This is a genomic window from Chryseobacterium sp. SG20098 (assembly GCF_031844745.1).
GTDB classification, from domain to species: domain Bacteria; phylum Bacteroidota; class Bacteroidia; order Flavobacteriales; family Weeksellaceae; genus Chryseobacterium; species Chryseobacterium cucumeris.
The window spans coordinates 2,607,498-2,623,740 of sequence record NZ_CP134622.1 but is presented as its reverse complement, the minus strand read 5'-3'; the positions used below and the strand labels follow the sequence as shown (position 1 = coordinate 2,623,740).

The window sequence follows — 16,243 nt, the reverse complement described above, 5'->3', positions numbered from 1 at the left end:
TTAATCCTTTACTGGTTCTTTGAATAAGTTTCATATAGAAAATTAGGATATAAGACCTATTATAAGGGCATGAGTATATTCAAAGATTGTTAGCTATAATAACTATAAAAATGGAAATCAATCATTTTATTGGAGTAGATGTATCCAAAGGAACTTTGGACTTTTCTTTAGCTCAATTGGGCAAAGTTGTTTATCATCTTAGAGTTCCAAATAGTAATACAGGAATTGTATCTTTTATTAAAGAAATAAAAGAGAACTTTAATGTTGATCTTTCTTTTACTATTTTTTGCATGGAGCACAATGGTATATACAATAATATACTTCTGTCATTTTTAAAAAAGCTAAAAACAAATATATGGGTAGAATCCGCCTTACAGATTAAGCAATCTCAAGGAATGATGAGAGGCAAAAATGATAAAGTTGATTCCGGCAGGATTGCAATGTATGCTTACAGATATCAAGAAAATTACATTCCTTGGAACCCTCCAAGGGAAGTTATTATACAAATAAAACAACTATTAGCTATTCGCTCAAGAGTCGTTGAAGCTATTAAGCAACTTAGCACTCCCATCGGCAAAGACGCAGAGATATTTTTTGCAAAAGGTGATCTAAAATTGTCAAGAAAATGCTGCGATTGTTCTATAAAGGCAATGAAAAAAGATGTTAAAGCCATTGAAAAACAAATAAAGGATCTGATTCAAAGCGACACATACCTGAACAATCTGCTAAAAATAATTACTTCTGTAGATGGTATAGGATTAATGATAGCTACAACAATAATAGTAACAACAAACGAATTTAAAAACTTTTCGTGTGCAAAAAAGTTTGCCTGTTATTCTGGAGTTGTTCCTTTTGAACACAGCTCGGGTAGCTCAATTAAAAAACGGCCAAGAGTGTCACATTTAGCAAATAAAACGGTAAAAAAAATGATTCATCTTGCAACTCTTACCGGAATTAGAAAAAACGGAGAGTTCAGGGATTACTATGAGAGAAAAAAAGCTGAAGGCAAACATACCATGTCTGTTCTAAATGCTATTAGAAACAAATTAATATTAAGAATTTTTGCTTGCGTAAGAGACAATAGATTATTTGAAAAAAAACATCAAATTTTACTTGCATAAAACATAGAAACCCACGCCTAGGTCGTGAGCTACTTTACTTATCCTCTCGCATATTAAAAATTACCAGTTTTCAGTTCGAGATTCTAAGCAATAGCTTCTATATTTCTTTGAAGTATCGCAAAGTTACATTTCAATAACTTATTTTACAAATATAAAAATATTTTTCAAAATATGTACTATAGTACATAATATTTTTTGCTGTTTTTCATTCACTTTGATTTATGAATGAATCATTAGACGAAATAGAAAGATATGTTATAAAACGTGTTAAAGAAATACGAGAATCAAAGAGTATTACCCAAGAGGAGCTTTCTCTTTCTATTGGGAAGAATATTGGATTTATTTCACAAATAGAAGCTCCATCTAAAAAAGCAAAATATAATTTAATCCACCTAAATTTAATTGCAATAGCTTTAGGATGCTCCATTAAGGATTTTCTTCCTGATGAACCGATCCGAGATAATAAATACGATATTAAAGCAATTAAAAGTAAAAAATCCTGACGATAGTTGGGATTTTCTTTTTTAAAGATAATTCTTTGAAAATTAAGTGAAAATACTGAGTTCTCATTTTGAAGTTATTTTTAAATTTATGCATTTACGGATTTCCGTAAATGCATAAATATAGTATTTAATAAATTTGATAATAAATTGTGTATAGTAAATTGTAAATAATATACTTTCGTAAGTTTAAATAATTTATTTTCAATGATGTAGATTACATAATAAGTTACAGGCAATTTTCAAAGACATATACTATGGCAACAAGAGCTGCAGATGCAACCATTAAAGGTTACTACTATCAATTTGACACTTCTATCTTGAAACTTCTGGAATTGGGGACAGATACAGACACTATCACAATTGAAGGGATCGAAGATATTGATATTACTACGGCAACGGATGCTACTACAATTCAATGCAAGTACCTTTCAAAACCACGATTTATTAATTCAGCAGTAAGAGAACCAATAACTCTTATGTTAGATCACTTTGTGAATCCGTCTACTCCGGACAATTATAATTATGTTTTATATGCTCACTTTGAAAACGAAACTCCAGGTAATGAACCAGTAATAGATATTGCAAAACTTAAAGCGATTTTAACATATACTGAAAGCAAGGTTGAGAAGCAGCATCATATTGACAACGGAATCACAGATGCCAAACTTAGTTCTTTTATCGCTCAATTCAAATTTGTTTTTGGAAAGAAATTCGAAATACAACAACAAGAAGTAATTCAAAAGTTAATAACTAAATTTAATTGCTCCGAGTTTGAAGCTGACACTTTATATTATAACAATGCACTGAGAATTGTAATTGACAAAGCTATTAAGAGAACGACAAGCCAGAGACTGATCAGTAAGGGAGATTTTATCAAGGCAATTGATTGTAGCAAGAAATTATTCAATGAATGGTTTATAAAACTTCGCTCAAAAAAAGAATATCTGAAATTAGCGGCGCAAGCACTTAAATCCACAAGAGCGCTAGACCCAATCAGAACTAAAGCAATTTTAATTGGTAAAGAAATCCTTCGGGCAGACAATTCGGAACTACCAATTGAATCATTCATTGATAATTTAGTTTTTAGATATTATAAATTAAATTCGGCTTTGCGAGATGCAAAACCTATTACTATAGTGCTTGATTGCGATTTAGCATTATTGACCAATATAAAGAGAGTTTTAATAAGTAACGAACTTTCTTTCAATGATGGTTACGAAGGAATTCATTTCTCCAGTCATTTTTTTAATAAAGAACCAATAATAAATACAACTGCGAACGCAGCGAAAATTTTAAAATCGTCATACTCTGTGAAGTTGATTTCCAGAGCCTGTTTGATTTCAAACGTTTCGACAATTCAACAGTGGAGTGTTTTACTCAACTTCTCTAAAGAAGACTTACCAAGCTCATTGTTAAACGGACAATATTTTGATTTTAAATACTGTGAAAACTTAAAAGATATTTATAAACTATTAGCACCATAATTATATGCCAGCGAACTCTACAGAAATATTTAGAATACTTACAGTTGCACCAAATCTTATTCAGATCGAAGTTATGGATGCTGACCAATTTAAACAAGATGCCAATGATTTTACAATTGGTAGTTATTTGAAAATCTCAGATGATTCAAATACTTCAATCATTGCTTTAGTACAGAGTTTTAAAATAAAGGAAACTTCTTCAGGTGGAACAGCAGATAGCACAAATCCATCTTTTATTTTGGATGCACAGCCAATTGGCTTTTTGGACGATGATGGCAAGTTTAAAAGAGGAGGTCAGCAAATCGCAATTCCTCCAAACAATGTTTCAATTGCAGACGATACCATACTAAAAGGAATTTATGAGTCAGTTGATGAGGATAAAAAATTCTGCTTTGCAAACTTGGCTCAGAAACCAAGTGTTGAAATTGCAGTTGATGGAGATAAATTTTTCAGCAAACATATTGCAGTAGTTGGTTCAACTGGTTCTGGAAAATCAGGAACAGTTGCAAGAATTTTACAAGAAGGAATAAATCCAACAGACGACCAAACAGAACGAGGTGTTTTAAACAATACTCACATTTTGCTTTTTGATTTGCATGGTGAGTATAAAACAGCATTTCCAAAATCGAAGAAACTTGACGTAAACAGTTTGGTACTTCCGTATTGGCTAATGAATTCGGAAGAATTGGAAGAGATGTTTATTGAAAGCAATGAAAACAATTCTCATAATCAGGTTTCTCAATTCCGCTATGCAGTAATCCAAAATAAAATTAAATATAATCCATCAGTTTTAAACCCTTCCTACGACTCACCTTTATATTTTAGTCTGAAAGAGGTTCATACCTTTCTAACAAACTTAAACAATGAGGTAGTGGGGAAAATAGATGGCGAAAATGCTAGACCAAAACTTTCTGATGGAACATTGGTCGATGATAGATGTACGCACTACTTTGATGAAAAAAGAACCTTTGTTGTTCAATCAACAGCTGCAGCCACAAAAGCATCAAACGGACCCTTTAATGGTGAGTTTGATAAGTTTGTAATGCGGCTTGAATCAAAAATAAATGATAATAGGCTATCATTTTTGCTAAAGCCTAAGAAATCAGAAACAGAAGAATTTAATACTTCTGATTTTCCAAAAATTCTTAAACAATTTATTGGTTATGACGAAGCAGAAAATGATAACATAACTATCATTGATTTAAGTGGAATTCCATTTGAAGTTTTAAGTGTTGTTGTTTCACTAATAAGTCGTTTGGTTTTTGATTTTTGCTTTCACTACAAAGCTGTGAAACCATTATTAACAGAAGTACCTTTTCTCTTGGTATTAGAAGAAGCACACAATTATATTCCGCAAAGTGAAGGTGCAAAATATCAATCAGTAAAGAAATCTATTGAAAGAATTGCAAAGGAAGGTAGGAAATACGGTTTGTCATTAATGATTGTAAGCCAAAGACCATCCGAGATTTCTGAAACCATTTTTTCTCAATGCAATAATTTTGTGGCAATGAGATTGACTAACCCCACAGACCAACAGTATGTCAAACGCTTAATGCCTGACAGTGTAAGTGCAATTACTGACACGCTGCCGGTTTTAGAAAGACAAGAAGCATTGATTATTGGTGATTGTATTCCAATTCCTACAATTGTAAGAATAAAAGACCTAAGTGATAAACCCGATTCAAATGATATTCATTTTAGAACTGAATGGAAAAAAGATTGGGTTGATATTACTTTTACAGAATTAATTAAAAAGATAAAGAAATAAGAATAAAAGCCTGCTTCTTAATGAATGTTACAAAAACTATAAATTTAAATCAAGTTATTTTAACATATAATAAATACTTTGACTGCACAGCTGCAACAATAAAACTGGTGTTGGGATAATAGAATAAATGAAATACAAGAAATTAAATTCACATAGCAACAGTTGCTAAAAAACATAGGTTCATTGTTGAGTAGGGATTCTTGCTCAGCATCTTATATAGATACCGGAATAAATTTCAGAAGAGTAAAAGAGAAGTATAAGAGAAGATTAGTAAAATGATTTTTTTGCGGAATTGAGGGGGCTTCTCTCACTAAAACTTTAATTATAAACTAAATAATTTTTTCACAAAATCTTCAACAATAAAATCATTTATTAGAAAAGCAATTTGTCATATAGATTTAATGATTTATGCGAAAAAATTCTTTGAAATTGTGTAATTCTGAAGCTGATTAAAAAGTACATGGGACATACACAACTTGGATTGCTTTATGCAACGATAATAAATTAAATTTTAAAGAAGTATTAAATGATTTACTAGATAACAAAATCCCATCTTAATACAGATGGGATTTTGTTAAATTTCAAAAATTTCGTTGAGAAATTTATTCATTGAGGGCGCTAATAAATTATAAAGCTGCTTCTTATCATCTGGAATATCCTTTTCTGAAATAGTTAAAAAATGCATTACCGGAACTGGTACATCCACAACCTTTGATATCTTCTCTAAGGTTTCTGGGGTTGGACTATATTGTCCTTTTACTATTTGAGAAATAGCTGTTGTACTTTTGCCAATTTTTTCGGCTAACTGCAACTGAGTAATATTCTTTTTTTTAAGCAATATTTTAATAACTTGTCCTATTGTCATTATTCAGGTCCTTTAATGATATTAGTTGCCACTATAGCAACATCTTTAAAAATTGAAATTAATTTAATCCAAAGATCAAATTTTTCATCGCTATTAAGATCCTTGTTCAATTCATCTTTAATATTTAATAGCAATTGTTTCACTTCCACTGGCATATCACAGTGTATCAGTACGTAATTTATTTTTTGAGATAACTCTATTTTGGAATTCATTTACTAAGATTTTAAAATTAATACTTTCATCTATTGAAATATTAATTTTAAAATCTTCTTCTTCTACAATATTTTTTATGTTATTTTTAAAACTGCGGATAATTGCTCTCATATCTAAAATATTTAAGAATTGAATTTTAAACTTCAAAAGCTTTGCTACAATTTTAAGCTTTATCAAATATTTTTTTACATGTATTAGAGTGTCATCTTCTGCCGTCACCTTTTCAAGAAGATCAATTAATTTAATAATGTCTTCTGTAGAAAGTATTCTGCATTTTTCTGACGCAGAAGTTTGAAAAGCTGATATGATTTTTTCAGAATAATCAATATTGTAGATGCTAGACGCATTCTGAATTTCATTTAAGGCATTTTGTAGGTCATTACCTGAAAGATATGAAGTTCTATCAACATACATGCATTTACGATTTAATAAACTGTCTTCACTGATATGGTTCATTTAAATGAATTTGTTATTGAATCAAATTTAAGTAAAACTTATATAAAATGCAAATATTTATTAATATATTTAATTTGTTGTTGTCTGTCGTGGCTGTATGGTTTCCTATAGTGGAAAGCTTTGATAGTTGTAATAATTGGAAAACCAATTTTATATTAGTTTTATATAAAATGTAAATAGCACCTAAAGTAGCACCTTTAAATAAAAAAACCTGTAAATCAACAATTTACAGGTTTTTAAGTGGAGTTGGAGGGATTCGAACCCTCGTCCAAACAAGCAATACATAAGCTTTCTACATGCTTATTCTACCATTGGTTTTCGACTGGAAGCAGAGGATAGACACCCAACTACCAGCTTATCTTCTGAAATTTTCGAGCTTTAGCCAAAGCTTCTAAAGCCTTATTTCTGCATTCCTATATCCCAGGATCAAACACCGCAGAACAGAGCATTTGTGGAATATCTTGCTTCCCTACTGAAATCTTCGGGAAAACGCTTGATCTACTATACTTCGATATTAAGCTGCAAGAGCGAACTCTTCGTTGCCAGTTAAAATTTTGTAGCAAGGGATTATAGAGATCGCGCTACGGTTCTCTGCATGCTTACTTACCCATTGGTCTTGCTGTCGAAACCAGTCAACCCCATGAATAAAGTGAATGCAAAGATAATGCTTTTTGTTTACATTTCATTAATGTAGATGGTTTTAATAGAAATTAGGAAATAAAATGAGTAACCTGAAGGTAGTAAGAATTGAATATCCAGTAATTGTGGATAAAAATATTATTGTTTGCTAACAGGCTTTAATACGGGGTTTTTTAACAGTCATAGGGTGGAGTAGTGATTGTTTATGGCAATATATTTTGTGTTCTCATAAAAATTGTCTAGTTTTGCAATCCAAAATGAGATGTAAAATATGTTAATAATTCCAGTAAAAGATGGTGAATCCATCGACAGAGCTTTAAAAAAATACAAGAGAAAATTTGATAAAACAGGAACTGTTCGTCAATTAAGATCTAGACAACAGTTTATTAAGCCTTCTGTAACTTTGAGACAAGCTAGACTAAAAGCGGCTTACAAACAAAGAGCGCTTAGCAAAGAAGAGCAGGCTTAAGATTTTTTCTTAACCATATATTAATTCACTTCTTAAATTATTATATTTGAGGAGTGAATTTTTATTTTTATACCTATGATGCTGGAAAAGTTTTTAGAATACTTACAATTCGAAAAAAGATATTCTCCTCATACCATCACAAGCTACAAAAAAGACCTTGAAGACTTTTCCCATTTCTTTCTCCGAACGGAATCTTCCGACAATTTAGCCAAGGCAGACAAAAAGATTATCCGAAATTTTATTGTTGAACTCAGTGAAAATGACATTTCCAAAAGAAGTATTAACAGAAAATTATCCTCGCTCCGTAGTTTCTATCTTTTTCTTTTAAAAATAGGGGAGATTAAAGTCTCTCCTACCGAAGGTATTTCTTCTCTGAAGTTTTATGCTGAAAAACAGATTCCTATGTCTAAAGAGGAAATGGAAGACCTTAATGGAAGGGTTTTCGAACAGGTACATGGTGTGCTTGAAAAATGCATTATGGAAGTTCTTTATCAGACAGGAATGCGTAAAGCTGAACTTTGTGGCCTGATATTTGAGAATGTTGACTTATATGAAAATGAATTAAAAGTAATAGGAAAAGGGAATAAAGCAAGGGTAATTCCTATTTCCGATGAACTGTCTGAACTTCTAAAAAGTTATCTGGAAATAAGAAATCCACAGACAGAATTTAAATCATATTTTTTCGTGAATAAGAAAGGGAAAAAACTCAGTGAAAAATTTGTTTATGTGGTAGTTAATAAGTACCTTAGTCTTGTAACAACGAAAGAAAAAAAAAGTCCTCACATCCTTCGGCATAGCTTTGCTACTCACGTTTTGGATAATGGGGCGGAGATCTCCAAAGTGAAAAAAATATTAGGGCATTCCAGTCTTGCCAGTACTCAAGTCTATACGAATGCTAATATTGAACAATTGAAAAAAGTGTTTAATCAGGCTCACCCTCGAGCATCAAAAAAAGAAGAATTATGAAGATTTCAGTTCAATCAATCGGTTTAACACCACACGAACCACTAGAGTCACACATCGACAAAAAAGTTAGCAAATTGGATACCTTCTATGACAAGATTCAGGAGTGTAAGGTATTTTTGAAAGTGGAAAATAATGCTGACAAAGCAAATAAAACAGCCGAGATTATTTTGGCGGTTCCGGGAGACGATATCGTAGTAAAGAAGACATCTACAAGTTTTGAAGAAAGTTTGGACCTTTGTGTTGATACTGCTAAAAAGCTATTAATCAAGAAAAAAGAAATGGCATAGAAAAAAAAGTTAAAAAAAGTTTATAAAATATTTGAGAATTCAAAAAATCCGTTCTATATTTGCACTCGCAAAAAAGGAACAGCGATCTTTTGAATTCTTTTTTATATTTGCCTCCATAGCTCAGTTGGCCAGAGCACGTGATTTGTAATCTCGGGGTCGTGGGTTCGAATCCCTCTGGAGGCTCATAAAATATAAACTTTTGGGGAGATTCCAGAGTGGCTAAATGGGACTGACTGTAACTCAGTTGCTTCGGCTTCGTAGGTTCGAATCCTGCTCTCCCCACTTTATATTTTTGTAAAAAAAACTTGCAAGATTAAATAAGTTTTCTTAGTTTTGCACAGCGTTTACCAATAGTTTTGGAAACAAAATTGCGGAAGTAGCTCAGTTGGTAGAGCGTCAGCCTTCCAAGCTGAATGTCGCGGGTTCGACCCCCGTCTTCCGCTCAAAGAAATCACCATAAAAGTGATTCTTTTTAACACTGAAATGTGTAGAGTAGAGTTTCTCGATCAGTTTCAGTCCTTTATTAAAATGCCTCCATAGCTCAGTTGGCCAGAGCACGTGATTTGTAATCTCGGGGTCGTGGGTTCGAATCCCTCTGGAGGCTCCATTTTAATATAAAATATCTGGGGAGATTCCAGAGTGGCTAAATGGGACTGACTGTAACTCAGTTGCTTCGGCTTCGTAGGTTCGAATCCTGCTCTCCCCACATTTTATATTATAAAAAACTTGCAAGATTAAATAAATTTTCTTAGTTTTGCACAGCGTTTACCAATAGTTTTGGAAACAAAATTGCGGAAGTAGCTCAGTTGGTAGAGCGTCAGCCTTCCAAGCTGAATGTCGCGGGTTCGACCCCCGTCTTCCGCTCAACAAAAAATCATACTGCTTAGTATGATTTTTTTAGTTGATGCCGACTTAGCTCAGCGGTAGAGTGCTTCCTTGGTAAGGAAGAGGTCACGGGTTCAAGTCCCGTAGTTGGCTCTAAAGGAAAACCGTTCCTACATTAGGTTTTCCGATTTTTATAGCAGCTTTAACAAAGGTAGAAAATGTTTGATGTCAACATTAAAGTCAACATTAAACCTACCAAAATGAAAAGAAGAAACACAGAAAGAATTAAACTTTCTAATGGTTGCACAAGAACCGGAGTTTATTTCTTACCAAAAGATTGTATGGATTTTACTGCAAAAGATAAATATCCAAAAGAATGGGCAGTTGAGTGTCGGTTCTATGATCCAAGGTTTAAGAAAGAGAGACCCAATGGTAAACAGTACCGAAAAAAGTTTACTAAAGATTCCCTTAAAGAATTAAGAATTTTTGCTGAAATCTATAAAGAAGAAATGGAAAGAAAATTGGATGAATTGTTTTATAATCCAATTACCAAAAGTTATATGAATACAACTTTTGAAGAACTTAATCCAGATCTGCTTTTTATTGATGCTCTTTGGAAAGTAAGGGATAAAATGAATTATTCGGAAGATTACATTAGTCTATCAAGGCAATTATTAAATCTCATTGAAGGTGCTATACCGAAACTTGGTTATTCAGATTTAAAAATTAATGAGACTGAAATTTTCCACATGAAAAACATTCTTGAAAAAATTTATACTACAGAATCAGTATTCAATAAACATCGTTCTTGCCTTAAAAATATGTTTGATGAGTTACTTGAATATGGATGTGTTAAATTTAATCCTATTTCATCACTTAAAAAGAAAGTTGAAAATACGAAAGAAAGAGTATTGTATAAAGATGATAGAGAGGTTTCTGTAGTCTTACAATATCTTCATGATAAATACCCAACCTTTTATCGTTATACCAATATTTTCAGGTATTCTGGTGGCCGATCCACAGAGTTATTTAGAGTACAGAAAAAACATGTTGACATAAATAATCAGGAGTATAAAGTTTTGATTAAAAAAAGAAAGAAATATGAGTGGGTTACAAAGATTATTATACCAGTTGCTATACCATATTGGAAGCGAGTATTAATAGAATGTAAAAGTGAAGATGATTTTTTGTTTTCTAAAGATCTTCGTCCTGGACCAGTTCAAATTGATTCAAAGCAGATCGATAGACGTTGGAGAACCAATGTAAAATTAGCTAATGATATTATTGATCCGATTACTAAAAAAGCTATTAAAATAGAAGTAAATTTTTACACATGGAAACATATGTTCCTTGATAAATTGGATGAGCTGCAGAATAATGCTGAATTGGCTCCAATAGTTCCTATTAATCTAGCTCAGGGTATGGCTAACCACCTTTCCCCTGAAACTACTGGAAAATATACCCTTGGAAAACAAAATAGAAATAATGAATATTTAAAGAAGATTGATTTAAAATAAAATGAAAAAGCACCATTATAGGTGCTTTTTATCTATTCAATACTTAATTCTATGGGATTATAATTTTTTACTGCAGCTTCAGCATTTCTTCTCATATATTCCCTATCTTCAATATTCTCTATGTATTGTTCGTTTAATTTTAATTTTCCAGCAAGCCTATTTTTAAAAATTTCAGCTACTTTTTCTTTTGGTAGATTTTTAACATTCGTAGCGACATTAGCAGATTTACATGTATATTTTCTTTTTCTAAAAGTATAAAGAGTATAATGATAATCATCTTTAGTATCATATACCTCTGCAATTAAGCCGGGTAACCCATTAAATTTGTATGGACCAAATGGGAAAGGTATGTCTGTAGTAAACCAGGCTATCCAGGCTCTGCCATATCTTACGGTTTCTGCCTTTTGGCATTTATAGCCAGCAACGGTTTTAAATTCATTTTTAATTTTCCAATTTATATTATTGGGTTCTTCATATCCATAATAAGAATAGTTAATTTCATCTGTAACATATAGTTTTGCGGAAGTTGTCCCAATATATCCACGGAAATCTGTATTATACTTCATTGCTTCTTCAATTGTATTAAGTTTTTTTTCAACCATCAAAGAATCTGAAAAGTACCTACGTAAATCTTTAAAAAAAGAAGAATTTTCATTTATAAGCAATGCGAAAGTTGTCTCTTTTTTAAAGTTATTTGAATTTGATAATTTATAATTTAACTTATAGTCTGCTTCATAAACTACATCAAATTTTTTTTGCGAAAAACTGAAGGCGAAAATTAGCAGATTAAATAGTATAATAATTTTTTTCATTGATATATTTTTTTTAAATATAAAAAAGACCGCCAATATATGGCGGCCAAACATTCATTAATAGTTTTTAATGATAGTAAATGTGTACAGCTACAGGACCAGATCCTGGGCAGGCTTGACCATTTACATCACCAAGGTAATCACCAAGTTGATCTAATGTCATGTTATTAGCAATTGTTTGGCTAATTTGTAGAACTTTTCCACATGAAGTTCTGAAAGGAAACGCTGAAACAATACCGGCTATCAATAAAGCACCTAATAAAATTGTTTTTTTCATAATTGTTTAATTTTTAAATTGTTATTGTGATTGCAATCTTTACAATTATACATATATTTTTTTAATCACACTTACGGGAATCCGTATTTACTAAAACTTTTTTATTATATAGAATATATGCAAGGTGAAACAATGTTTTTGCTTCATAAAATTCTTTGATTTTATTAATTCGCTTTTCAACCGAACTTAAACTGCATGGTCTAAAATCACTTTTTTTTAACTGTTCAGATATTTCGTATTGATTCAAACCTTCTTGAAGGTATTTAATTATTAATTTTTCGATCTCATCCATGAAATAAAATTATTACACTTTAATCTTTAATCATTACGGAATTCCGTATTGATATACCTTTATAATAAAATAGTTTTACATAAAAATGAAAGAATTTATTAACAATTGTATGCTCTTTAAAATTAAGGATAAAGAGTTTAGAATTATAGGAGTAGTATCTTGGATTTCTTTAATCGGAATGTTCAATTTACTATATTATATGTTTTGGTTTTTCTATAATAAAAATCCCGGAACACGTCCGGGATAGATAAAAAACATCTCATTTTTTTAAAGTGGTCGAAATCGAGCACTTTGGTTAGACAATAATTCTATTAAGATAATATTTTCTCGAAAAGTATTGCATATCCCGCAATCAGTTCTTTTCTGTCTTCACCGTTAATGCAACGCCTTGCCTCTTCATAATCTTTTTCCTTATCATTAATATAGTCACTTATTTTTTTTCCAGTAAAAGCACCTGTTCTAAAACCGTCTATTAATATTTTGAATGCATATTTCGGGATCATTACCAAATCTGGATTCTTTACGAAGTCTTCTCCGATACTTTTTGAGAACTTAAAATAATTATCCTTCCATGTTATTTGGACATACCCACGGCCATAATAAGGGTAATAGCGTAAGTTTCTTTTTCTCCAGTCTTCTGATAACCAAAAAGCCTCTTTAACAGGTAGAAATGTTGCTTTGGTTTCATGGAAGGTAGTAGCAAAAATGTAAGCCCATTGTGGAACTGAAAACATTTTCCAGGAAGCGTCAGCAAAGTCTAAAAAAACTGTTATAGCATTTACTTCAGATTGATCTAATTTTCTATTGGGATCAAGAGTTGATCTGTAGCCGTCAAAGAATTTTTTTCTATTTATCATTGGTATTAAATTTTAAGAGTTTTAGAAAATTAATCGGTAAATATTTCTTTAGGATTTCCCACAAAGCAATTATCAAAGGAATCAATATAGCCCAGAAATACCATGGATAATCTATAGTTACAACCTTGGTCTTAGTTCTTATCCGATAGATTATCTGTTTCTTCGTAATAAGAATCCACTGGCGAATTCTTTTTTCTATGGTATAAGTCTTAATTACCGTTTTCTTTTTAGATTTAGTCTTCTGATTTGAGAAGTTGATTGCGCCGGTTGTACTTCCGGTTATTAGTTTTCCTCCGAAATTAAAAGTAAAATCTGCAATTTTTCCCGGATTCGGAGTAATTGAGAAATTTACATTTTCATTCATTGAAACACTCTCTGATCTTGTTTCTGAATTGGAATTTAATTCTGTTGATTCTTTGCCCTTAAATTGGGTTTCAGTTGTTATTTTTTGAAATTCTTTAGCTTTATTTTTCTCAACTGAAGCACAGGAAATTGTGATAATACTAATTATCAGAAGGTGTATTAATTTGTTCATCTTTTTTAACGGTATTAATTAGATCAATAATTGAATCTTTTCTATCAATAAGATCGAATAGTCCATTGATAACTTCTTGTCTTGACGTATCTGTTTTTCTTCTTAATTTTTGATCTGCTTTTTCACGGACAGACTTTGCTTCTGTCAACACCAAACCTGCAGCACATAATATTGAAAAGAATGGAGCTACCTTCAGGACATAAGCAATATTCAATGATATTGATACCGGAAGAAATAGTGTGTCAAAAATCAATGCAAAGAACATCATGGAATAGTAGAATGCGAATTTCTGTATACTCCTTCTAAAGCCTTCAGAAGTTGTGTGTTCTCCAATGGATTTTGATTTTTGTATCCCGAAATATAAATCAATGAGCATTGCCACTAATACACAGATCCAGGCCCCACATACCATAAATAATTTTGCAATGATGATCTTGTAAGCCTGATCATCTAATCCTATAATTTCTATCATGTGTATTGAGCTGTTTTAAATGTTCCAACATTGTTAATACCTGTATTTATGTTAGGGTTATCAACAAGCGTAGTTCCGCCACCATCAGTACGAATATTTGTAGGAAATGGCTGAAAATGTGGTGCTGTTGAGAATCTAGTTGCACCAGATAGAAGCAATCTCGAACCGGTATTAACTATCGCATTCGTGATAGTTCCTGTTCCATTACCACCTAACCCCATCATACAATCACGTATAACTGAATTCCCTTTACAGTTTTCAAACTTGTATATGAATCCGCCTCTAATACCTTCTGACCAACAATTGTTGAATGCAACGTCAACACCTTCACCCCCTGGTGAAAGCCCAATTGCATGCACACCTCCGGTAGTCTCATCACCCGATAGTCCGCTATCTTCAAAGTTGCAAGAATTGAATACATAATTTGAACCTGCATTAAGTTCTACACACTTCTTTTTTGATTTTACAAAATATAATCTATCATACTTAATTAAGTTGGTAGCCATAGCAGAAGTATTGGTGGCTTGTGCATTTATAATCTGTAAACCGATATCACCTCCATCAAAATATATATCTGAAATAGTATGATATAAACAGCCTTTTAATTTTATCCCAAATAATGCGTTAGAAAAAATTGCACAATTGCGTATTTGATAATCAAAGGTATTGTTAAGATAAATACCACCTTCAGTTGTATTCCTTGCATTTAGAACCAAATTATTTATAAAACCTCTCCCTATTAAACCATCTGGTAAAGTAAATATATATCTCGCGCTACTACCAACATCAGTTGTCAGCACTGTATTTAAATTACTGGACCCACAAAATTCTATACCTGGCTTTAATATGATCTCGTTAACTTTGAATACACCGCTAGGCAACTTCAAGGTCCTAGGGTTTGATTTAGTTGATTCAGATTCAATGGCATTATTGATTATATCGGTATTCTGCTGTGCTGTATTACTTGTACTAACACCTAAAGTAGTTAAATCCAGTATACCTGAATAGCCTGCCCCCTTATTTTCAATTGCCTTAATAACAGAATCTTCCTCAACAGGCAATGCAACCTTTGATCTTTTCTCAAGGACAGCACCATTTTTTGGTCGTGAGTATTTATATCGTACATATTGTGGGTCTACATTTATTTGCGCCACACCATTCACGATGATTCCGCTCTTTAATACATCGAAAGTATTATCTGCACGGTAACCCATCCACCAAGATATTGTTGTACCAAAAGTATCCATTCCAGGTCCAGTGATCCTAAGGCTCGAAACACCTACAAGATTAGAGGCGTAAATGTCTCCATATGCTCCGTTAGGCTGAACTTCTCCAACGCCGTTTTGATTGAGTATAAATCCTACGTTTTCTCCACTCGGAAAAGACATTGCTTGCCAAGGCCCGTCTCCCACCGGATTAACTAAGCTCTTTAAAGCTACAAGTGTTTTGTCCCATCGATCAGCCCCTGCCTTCATAGTTGAAGGATTGACATTGTCTGTATTGTCGTAAACTTGTTTTGCAGTAGTTCCAGGAACTGTAATTTTTGAATTATGCCATTTTATTCCGTCAAAGTAAGCTTCATTTATTTTACCATCAACTGCGGTTATTGTTGTAGTATTCCCATTTTCGTCAACAGCAGGAGTAAGATTAATATAATTTCCAAATTCAATAAGCTTATACAAACCTTTTACCCAACCTCCAACCGGCTGTGTATCTTGAATTTTTAATGAATCTTTATAGCCAGCTGAAATAGTTTCAATTTTTGTTCCGATTAATTGGAAAGAATCTCTTACATCTTTGGCTGTAATTTTTTTCTGATTATTATTGGGAAGCTTTAGTCCTATTAAAGCTAAAATATCTTGTATTATCATAACTTCTTAAATAT

Annotated in this window: 17 protein-coding genes, 7 tRNA genes and 1 other RNA gene; 15 read left to right on the top strand and 10 right to left on the bottom strand. The window is 32.1% G+C overall.

Annotated elements, in window-relative coordinates; translation table 11 throughout:
- Positions 1-110: 110 nt before the first annotated feature.
- The 4 genes from RHP76_RS12050 to RHP76_RS12035 all read left to right on the top strand — a co-directional run bounded on the left by RHP76_RS12050 (position 111) and on the right by RHP76_RS12035 (position 4,876).
- Positions 111-1,121, top strand: a complete 1,011-nt coding sequence (locus tag RHP76_RS12050; RefSeq protein ID WP_311228259.1) for an IS110 family RNA-guided transposase — start codon at positions 111-113, stop codon at positions 1,119-1,121.
- A 221-nt stretch (positions 1,122-1,342) separates the two neighbouring features.
- Positions 1,343-1,624 (top strand): helix-turn-helix domain-containing protein, encoded by a 282-nt coding sequence (locus RHP76_RS12045; protein WP_080780217.1) that lies wholly within the window; start codon positions 1,343-1,345, stop codon positions 1,622-1,624.
- A gap of 254 nt (positions 1,625-1,878) precedes the next feature.
- The gene (locus RHP76_RS12040) at positions 1,879-3,108 is read left to right on the top strand and encodes a DUF4297 family anti-phage-associated protein (RefSeq protein ID WP_311228258.1); all 1,230 of its coding nucleotides are present in this window, start codon (positions 1,879-1,881) and stop codon (positions 3,106-3,108) included.
- Between the two features lie 4 nt (positions 3,109-3,112).
- Positions 3,113-4,876, top strand: coding sequence for an ATP-binding protein (locus RHP76_RS12035; RefSeq protein ID WP_311228257.1), 1,764 nt, complete (start codon positions 3,113-3,115; stop codon positions 4,874-4,876).
- Between the two features lie 574 nt (positions 4,877-5,450).
- On the opposite strand, the gene RHP76_RS12030 is transcribed toward RHP76_RS12035, so the two are convergent.
- The 3 genes from RHP76_RS12030 to ssrA form a co-directional block, all read right to left on the bottom strand.
- Positions 5,451-5,741, bottom strand: coding sequence for a helix-turn-helix domain-containing protein (locus RHP76_RS12030; RefSeq protein WP_311228256.1), 291 nt, complete (start codon positions 5,739-5,741; stop codon positions 5,451-5,453).
- A gap of 156 nt (positions 5,742-5,897) precedes the next feature.
- Positions 5,898-6,410: a hypothetical protein gene (locus RHP76_RS12025; RefSeq protein WP_027380793.1), complete on the bottom strand. Its 513-nt coding sequence runs from the start codon at positions 6,408-6,410 to the stop codon at positions 5,898-5,900.
- 238 nt (positions 6,411-6,648) lie between these two features.
- Positions 6,649-7,050, bottom strand: a transfer-messenger RNA (tmRNA) gene (gene ssrA / locus RHP76_RS12020).
- Positions 7,051-7,320: 270 nt separating this feature from the next.
- On the opposite strand from ssrA, the gene rpsU reads away from it, so the two are divergent.
- From rpsU to RHP76_RS11965, 11 genes are all read left to right on the top strand, one after another.
- On the top strand, positions 7,321-7,518 hold the full coding sequence (gene rpsU, locus RHP76_RS12015; RefSeq protein WP_034693154.1) for a 30S ribosomal protein S21: 198 nt from the start codon (positions 7,321-7,323) through the stop codon (positions 7,516-7,518).
- A gap of 78 nt (positions 7,519-7,596) precedes the next feature.
- Positions 7,597-8,484: a tyrosine-type recombinase/integrase gene (locus tag RHP76_RS12010; RefSeq protein ID WP_311230261.1), complete on the top strand. Its 888-nt coding sequence runs from the start codon at positions 7,597-7,599 to the stop codon at positions 8,482-8,484.
- Positions 8,481-8,771 (top strand): HPF/RaiA family ribosome-associated protein, encoded by a 291-nt coding sequence (locus RHP76_RS12005; RefSeq protein WP_047435429.1) that lies wholly within the window; start codon positions 8,481-8,483, stop codon positions 8,769-8,771. Before RHP76_RS12010 ends, RHP76_RS12005 begins: the two co-directional genes overlap by 4 nt.
- A gap of 109 nt (positions 8,772-8,880) precedes the next feature.
- A tRNA-Thr gene (locus RHP76_RS12000) sits at positions 8,881-8,954 on the top strand.
- Between the two features lie 18 nt (positions 8,955-8,972).
- Positions 8,973-9,053: transfer RNA gene (locus RHP76_RS11995), tRNA-Tyr, on the top strand.
- A gap of 88 nt (positions 9,054-9,141) precedes the next feature.
- Positions 9,142-9,214 (top strand) — tRNA-Gly (locus RHP76_RS11990).
- A gap of 87 nt (positions 9,215-9,301) precedes the next feature.
- Positions 9,302-9,378 (top strand) — tRNA-Thr (locus RHP76_RS11985).
- Positions 9,379-9,396: 18 nt separating this feature from the next.
- Positions 9,397-9,477 (top strand) — tRNA-Tyr (locus RHP76_RS11980).
- An 85-nt stretch (positions 9,478-9,562) separates the two neighbouring features.
- Positions 9,563-9,635 (top strand) — tRNA-Gly (locus RHP76_RS11975).
- A gap of 42 nt (positions 9,636-9,677) precedes the next feature.
- Positions 9,678-9,749 (top strand) — tRNA-Thr (locus RHP76_RS11970).
- Positions 9,750-9,856: 107 nt separating this feature from the next.
- Positions 9,857-11,113, top strand: coding sequence for a tyrosine-type recombinase/integrase (locus RHP76_RS11965; protein ID WP_311228255.1), 1,257 nt, complete (start codon positions 9,857-9,859; stop codon positions 11,111-11,113).
- 32 nt (positions 11,114-11,145) lie between these two features.
- Here the strand turns inward: RHP76_RS11965 and RHP76_RS11960 are convergent, their stop codons facing one another.
- From RHP76_RS11960 to RHP76_RS11930, 7 genes are all read right to left on the bottom strand, one after another.
- Positions 11,146-11,925 (bottom strand): GLPGLI family protein, encoded by a 780-nt coding sequence (locus RHP76_RS11960; protein WP_311228254.1) that lies wholly within the window; start codon positions 11,923-11,925, stop codon positions 11,146-11,148.
- A 67-nt stretch (positions 11,926-11,992) separates the two neighbouring features.
- Positions 11,993-12,202, bottom strand: a complete 210-nt coding sequence (locus tag RHP76_RS11955) for a hypothetical protein (RefSeq protein WP_311228253.1) — start codon at positions 12,200-12,202, stop codon at positions 11,993-11,995.
- A gap of 61 nt (positions 12,203-12,263) precedes the next feature.
- Positions 12,264-12,494, bottom strand: coding sequence for a hypothetical protein (locus RHP76_RS11950; RefSeq protein WP_311228252.1), 231 nt, complete (start codon positions 12,492-12,494; stop codon positions 12,264-12,266).
- 311 nt (positions 12,495-12,805) lie between these two features.
- The gene (locus tag RHP76_RS11945) at positions 12,806-13,351 is read right to left on the bottom strand and encodes a glycoside hydrolase family 19 protein (RefSeq protein WP_311228251.1); all 546 of its coding nucleotides are present in this window, start codon (positions 13,349-13,351) and stop codon (positions 12,806-12,808) included.
- Complete coding sequence (locus RHP76_RS11940; RefSeq protein WP_311228250.1) at positions 13,341-13,886, bottom strand: hypothetical protein; 546 nt, start codon at positions 13,884-13,886, stop codon at positions 13,341-13,343. Before RHP76_RS11940 ends, RHP76_RS11945 begins: the two co-directional genes overlap by 11 nt.
- Entirely contained in the window at positions 13,855-14,358 is a 504-nt protein-coding gene (locus RHP76_RS11935) for a phage holin family protein (protein ID WP_311228249.1), read from the bottom strand. Before RHP76_RS11935 ends, RHP76_RS11940 begins: the two co-directional genes overlap by 32 nt.
- Complete coding sequence (locus RHP76_RS11930) at positions 14,355-16,229, bottom strand: pectate lyase family protein (protein WP_311228248.1); 1,875 nt, start codon at positions 16,227-16,229, stop codon at positions 14,355-14,357. Before RHP76_RS11930 ends, RHP76_RS11935 begins: the two co-directional genes overlap by 4 nt.
- Positions 16,230-16,243 lie beyond the last annotated feature (14 nt).

Coding starts and splice junctions, on each gene's coding strand:
- RHP76_RS12050 (WP_311228259.1), top strand. CDS start 111: ATGGAAATCAATCATTTTATTGGAGTAGATGTATCCAAAGGAACTTTG.
- RHP76_RS12045 (WP_080780217.1), top strand. CDS start 1,343: ATGAATGAATCATTAGACGAAATAGAAAGATATGTTATAAAACGTGTT.
- RHP76_RS12040 (WP_311228258.1), top strand. CDS start 1,879: ATGGCAACAAGAGCTGCAGATGCAACCATTAAAGGTTACTACTATCAA.
- RHP76_RS12035 (WP_311228257.1), top strand. CDS start 3,113: ATGCCAGCGAACTCTACAGAAATATTTAGAATACTTACAGTTGCACCA.
- RHP76_RS12030 (WP_311228256.1), bottom strand. CDS start 5,741: ATGACAATAGGACAAGTTATTAAAATATTGCTTAAAAAAAAGAATATT.
- RHP76_RS12025 (WP_027380793.1), bottom strand. CDS start 6,410: ATGAACCATATCAGTGAAGACAGTTTATTAAATCGTAAATGCATGTAT.
- rpsU (WP_034693154.1), top strand. CDS start 7,321: ATGTTAATAATTCCAGTAAAAGATGGTGAATCCATCGACAGAGCTTTA.
- RHP76_RS12010 (WP_311230261.1), top strand. CDS start 7,597: ATGCTGGAAAAGTTTTTAGAATACTTACAATTCGAAAAAAGATATTCT.
- RHP76_RS12005 (WP_047435429.1), top strand. CDS start 8,481: ATGAAGATTTCAGTTCAATCAATCGGTTTAACACCACACGAACCACTA.
- RHP76_RS11965 (WP_311228255.1), top strand. CDS start 9,857: ATGAAAAGAAGAAACACAGAAAGAATTAAACTTTCTAATGGTTGCACA.
- RHP76_RS11960 (WP_311228254.1), bottom strand. CDS start 11,925: ATGAAAAAAATTATTATACTATTTAATCTGCTAATTTTCGCCTTCAGT.
- RHP76_RS11955 (WP_311228253.1), bottom strand. CDS start 12,202: ATGAAAAAAACAATTTTATTAGGTGCTTTATTGATAGCCGGTATTGTT.
- RHP76_RS11950 (WP_311228252.1), bottom strand. CDS start 12,494: ATGGATGAGATCGAAAAATTAATAATTAAATACCTTCAAGAAGGTTTG.
- RHP76_RS11945 (WP_311228251.1), bottom strand. CDS start 13,351: ATGATAAATAGAAAAAAATTCTTTGACGGCTACAGATCAACTCTTGAT.
- RHP76_RS11940 (WP_311228250.1), bottom strand. CDS start 13,886: ATGAACAAATTAATACACCTTCTGATAATTAGTATTATCACAATTTCC.
- RHP76_RS11935 (WP_311228249.1), bottom strand. CDS start 14,358: ATGATAGAAATTATAGGATTAGATGATCAGGCTTACAAGATCATCATT.
- RHP76_RS11930 (WP_311228248.1), bottom strand. CDS start 16,229: ATGATAATACAAGATATTTTAGCTTTAATAGGACTAAAGCTTCCCAAT.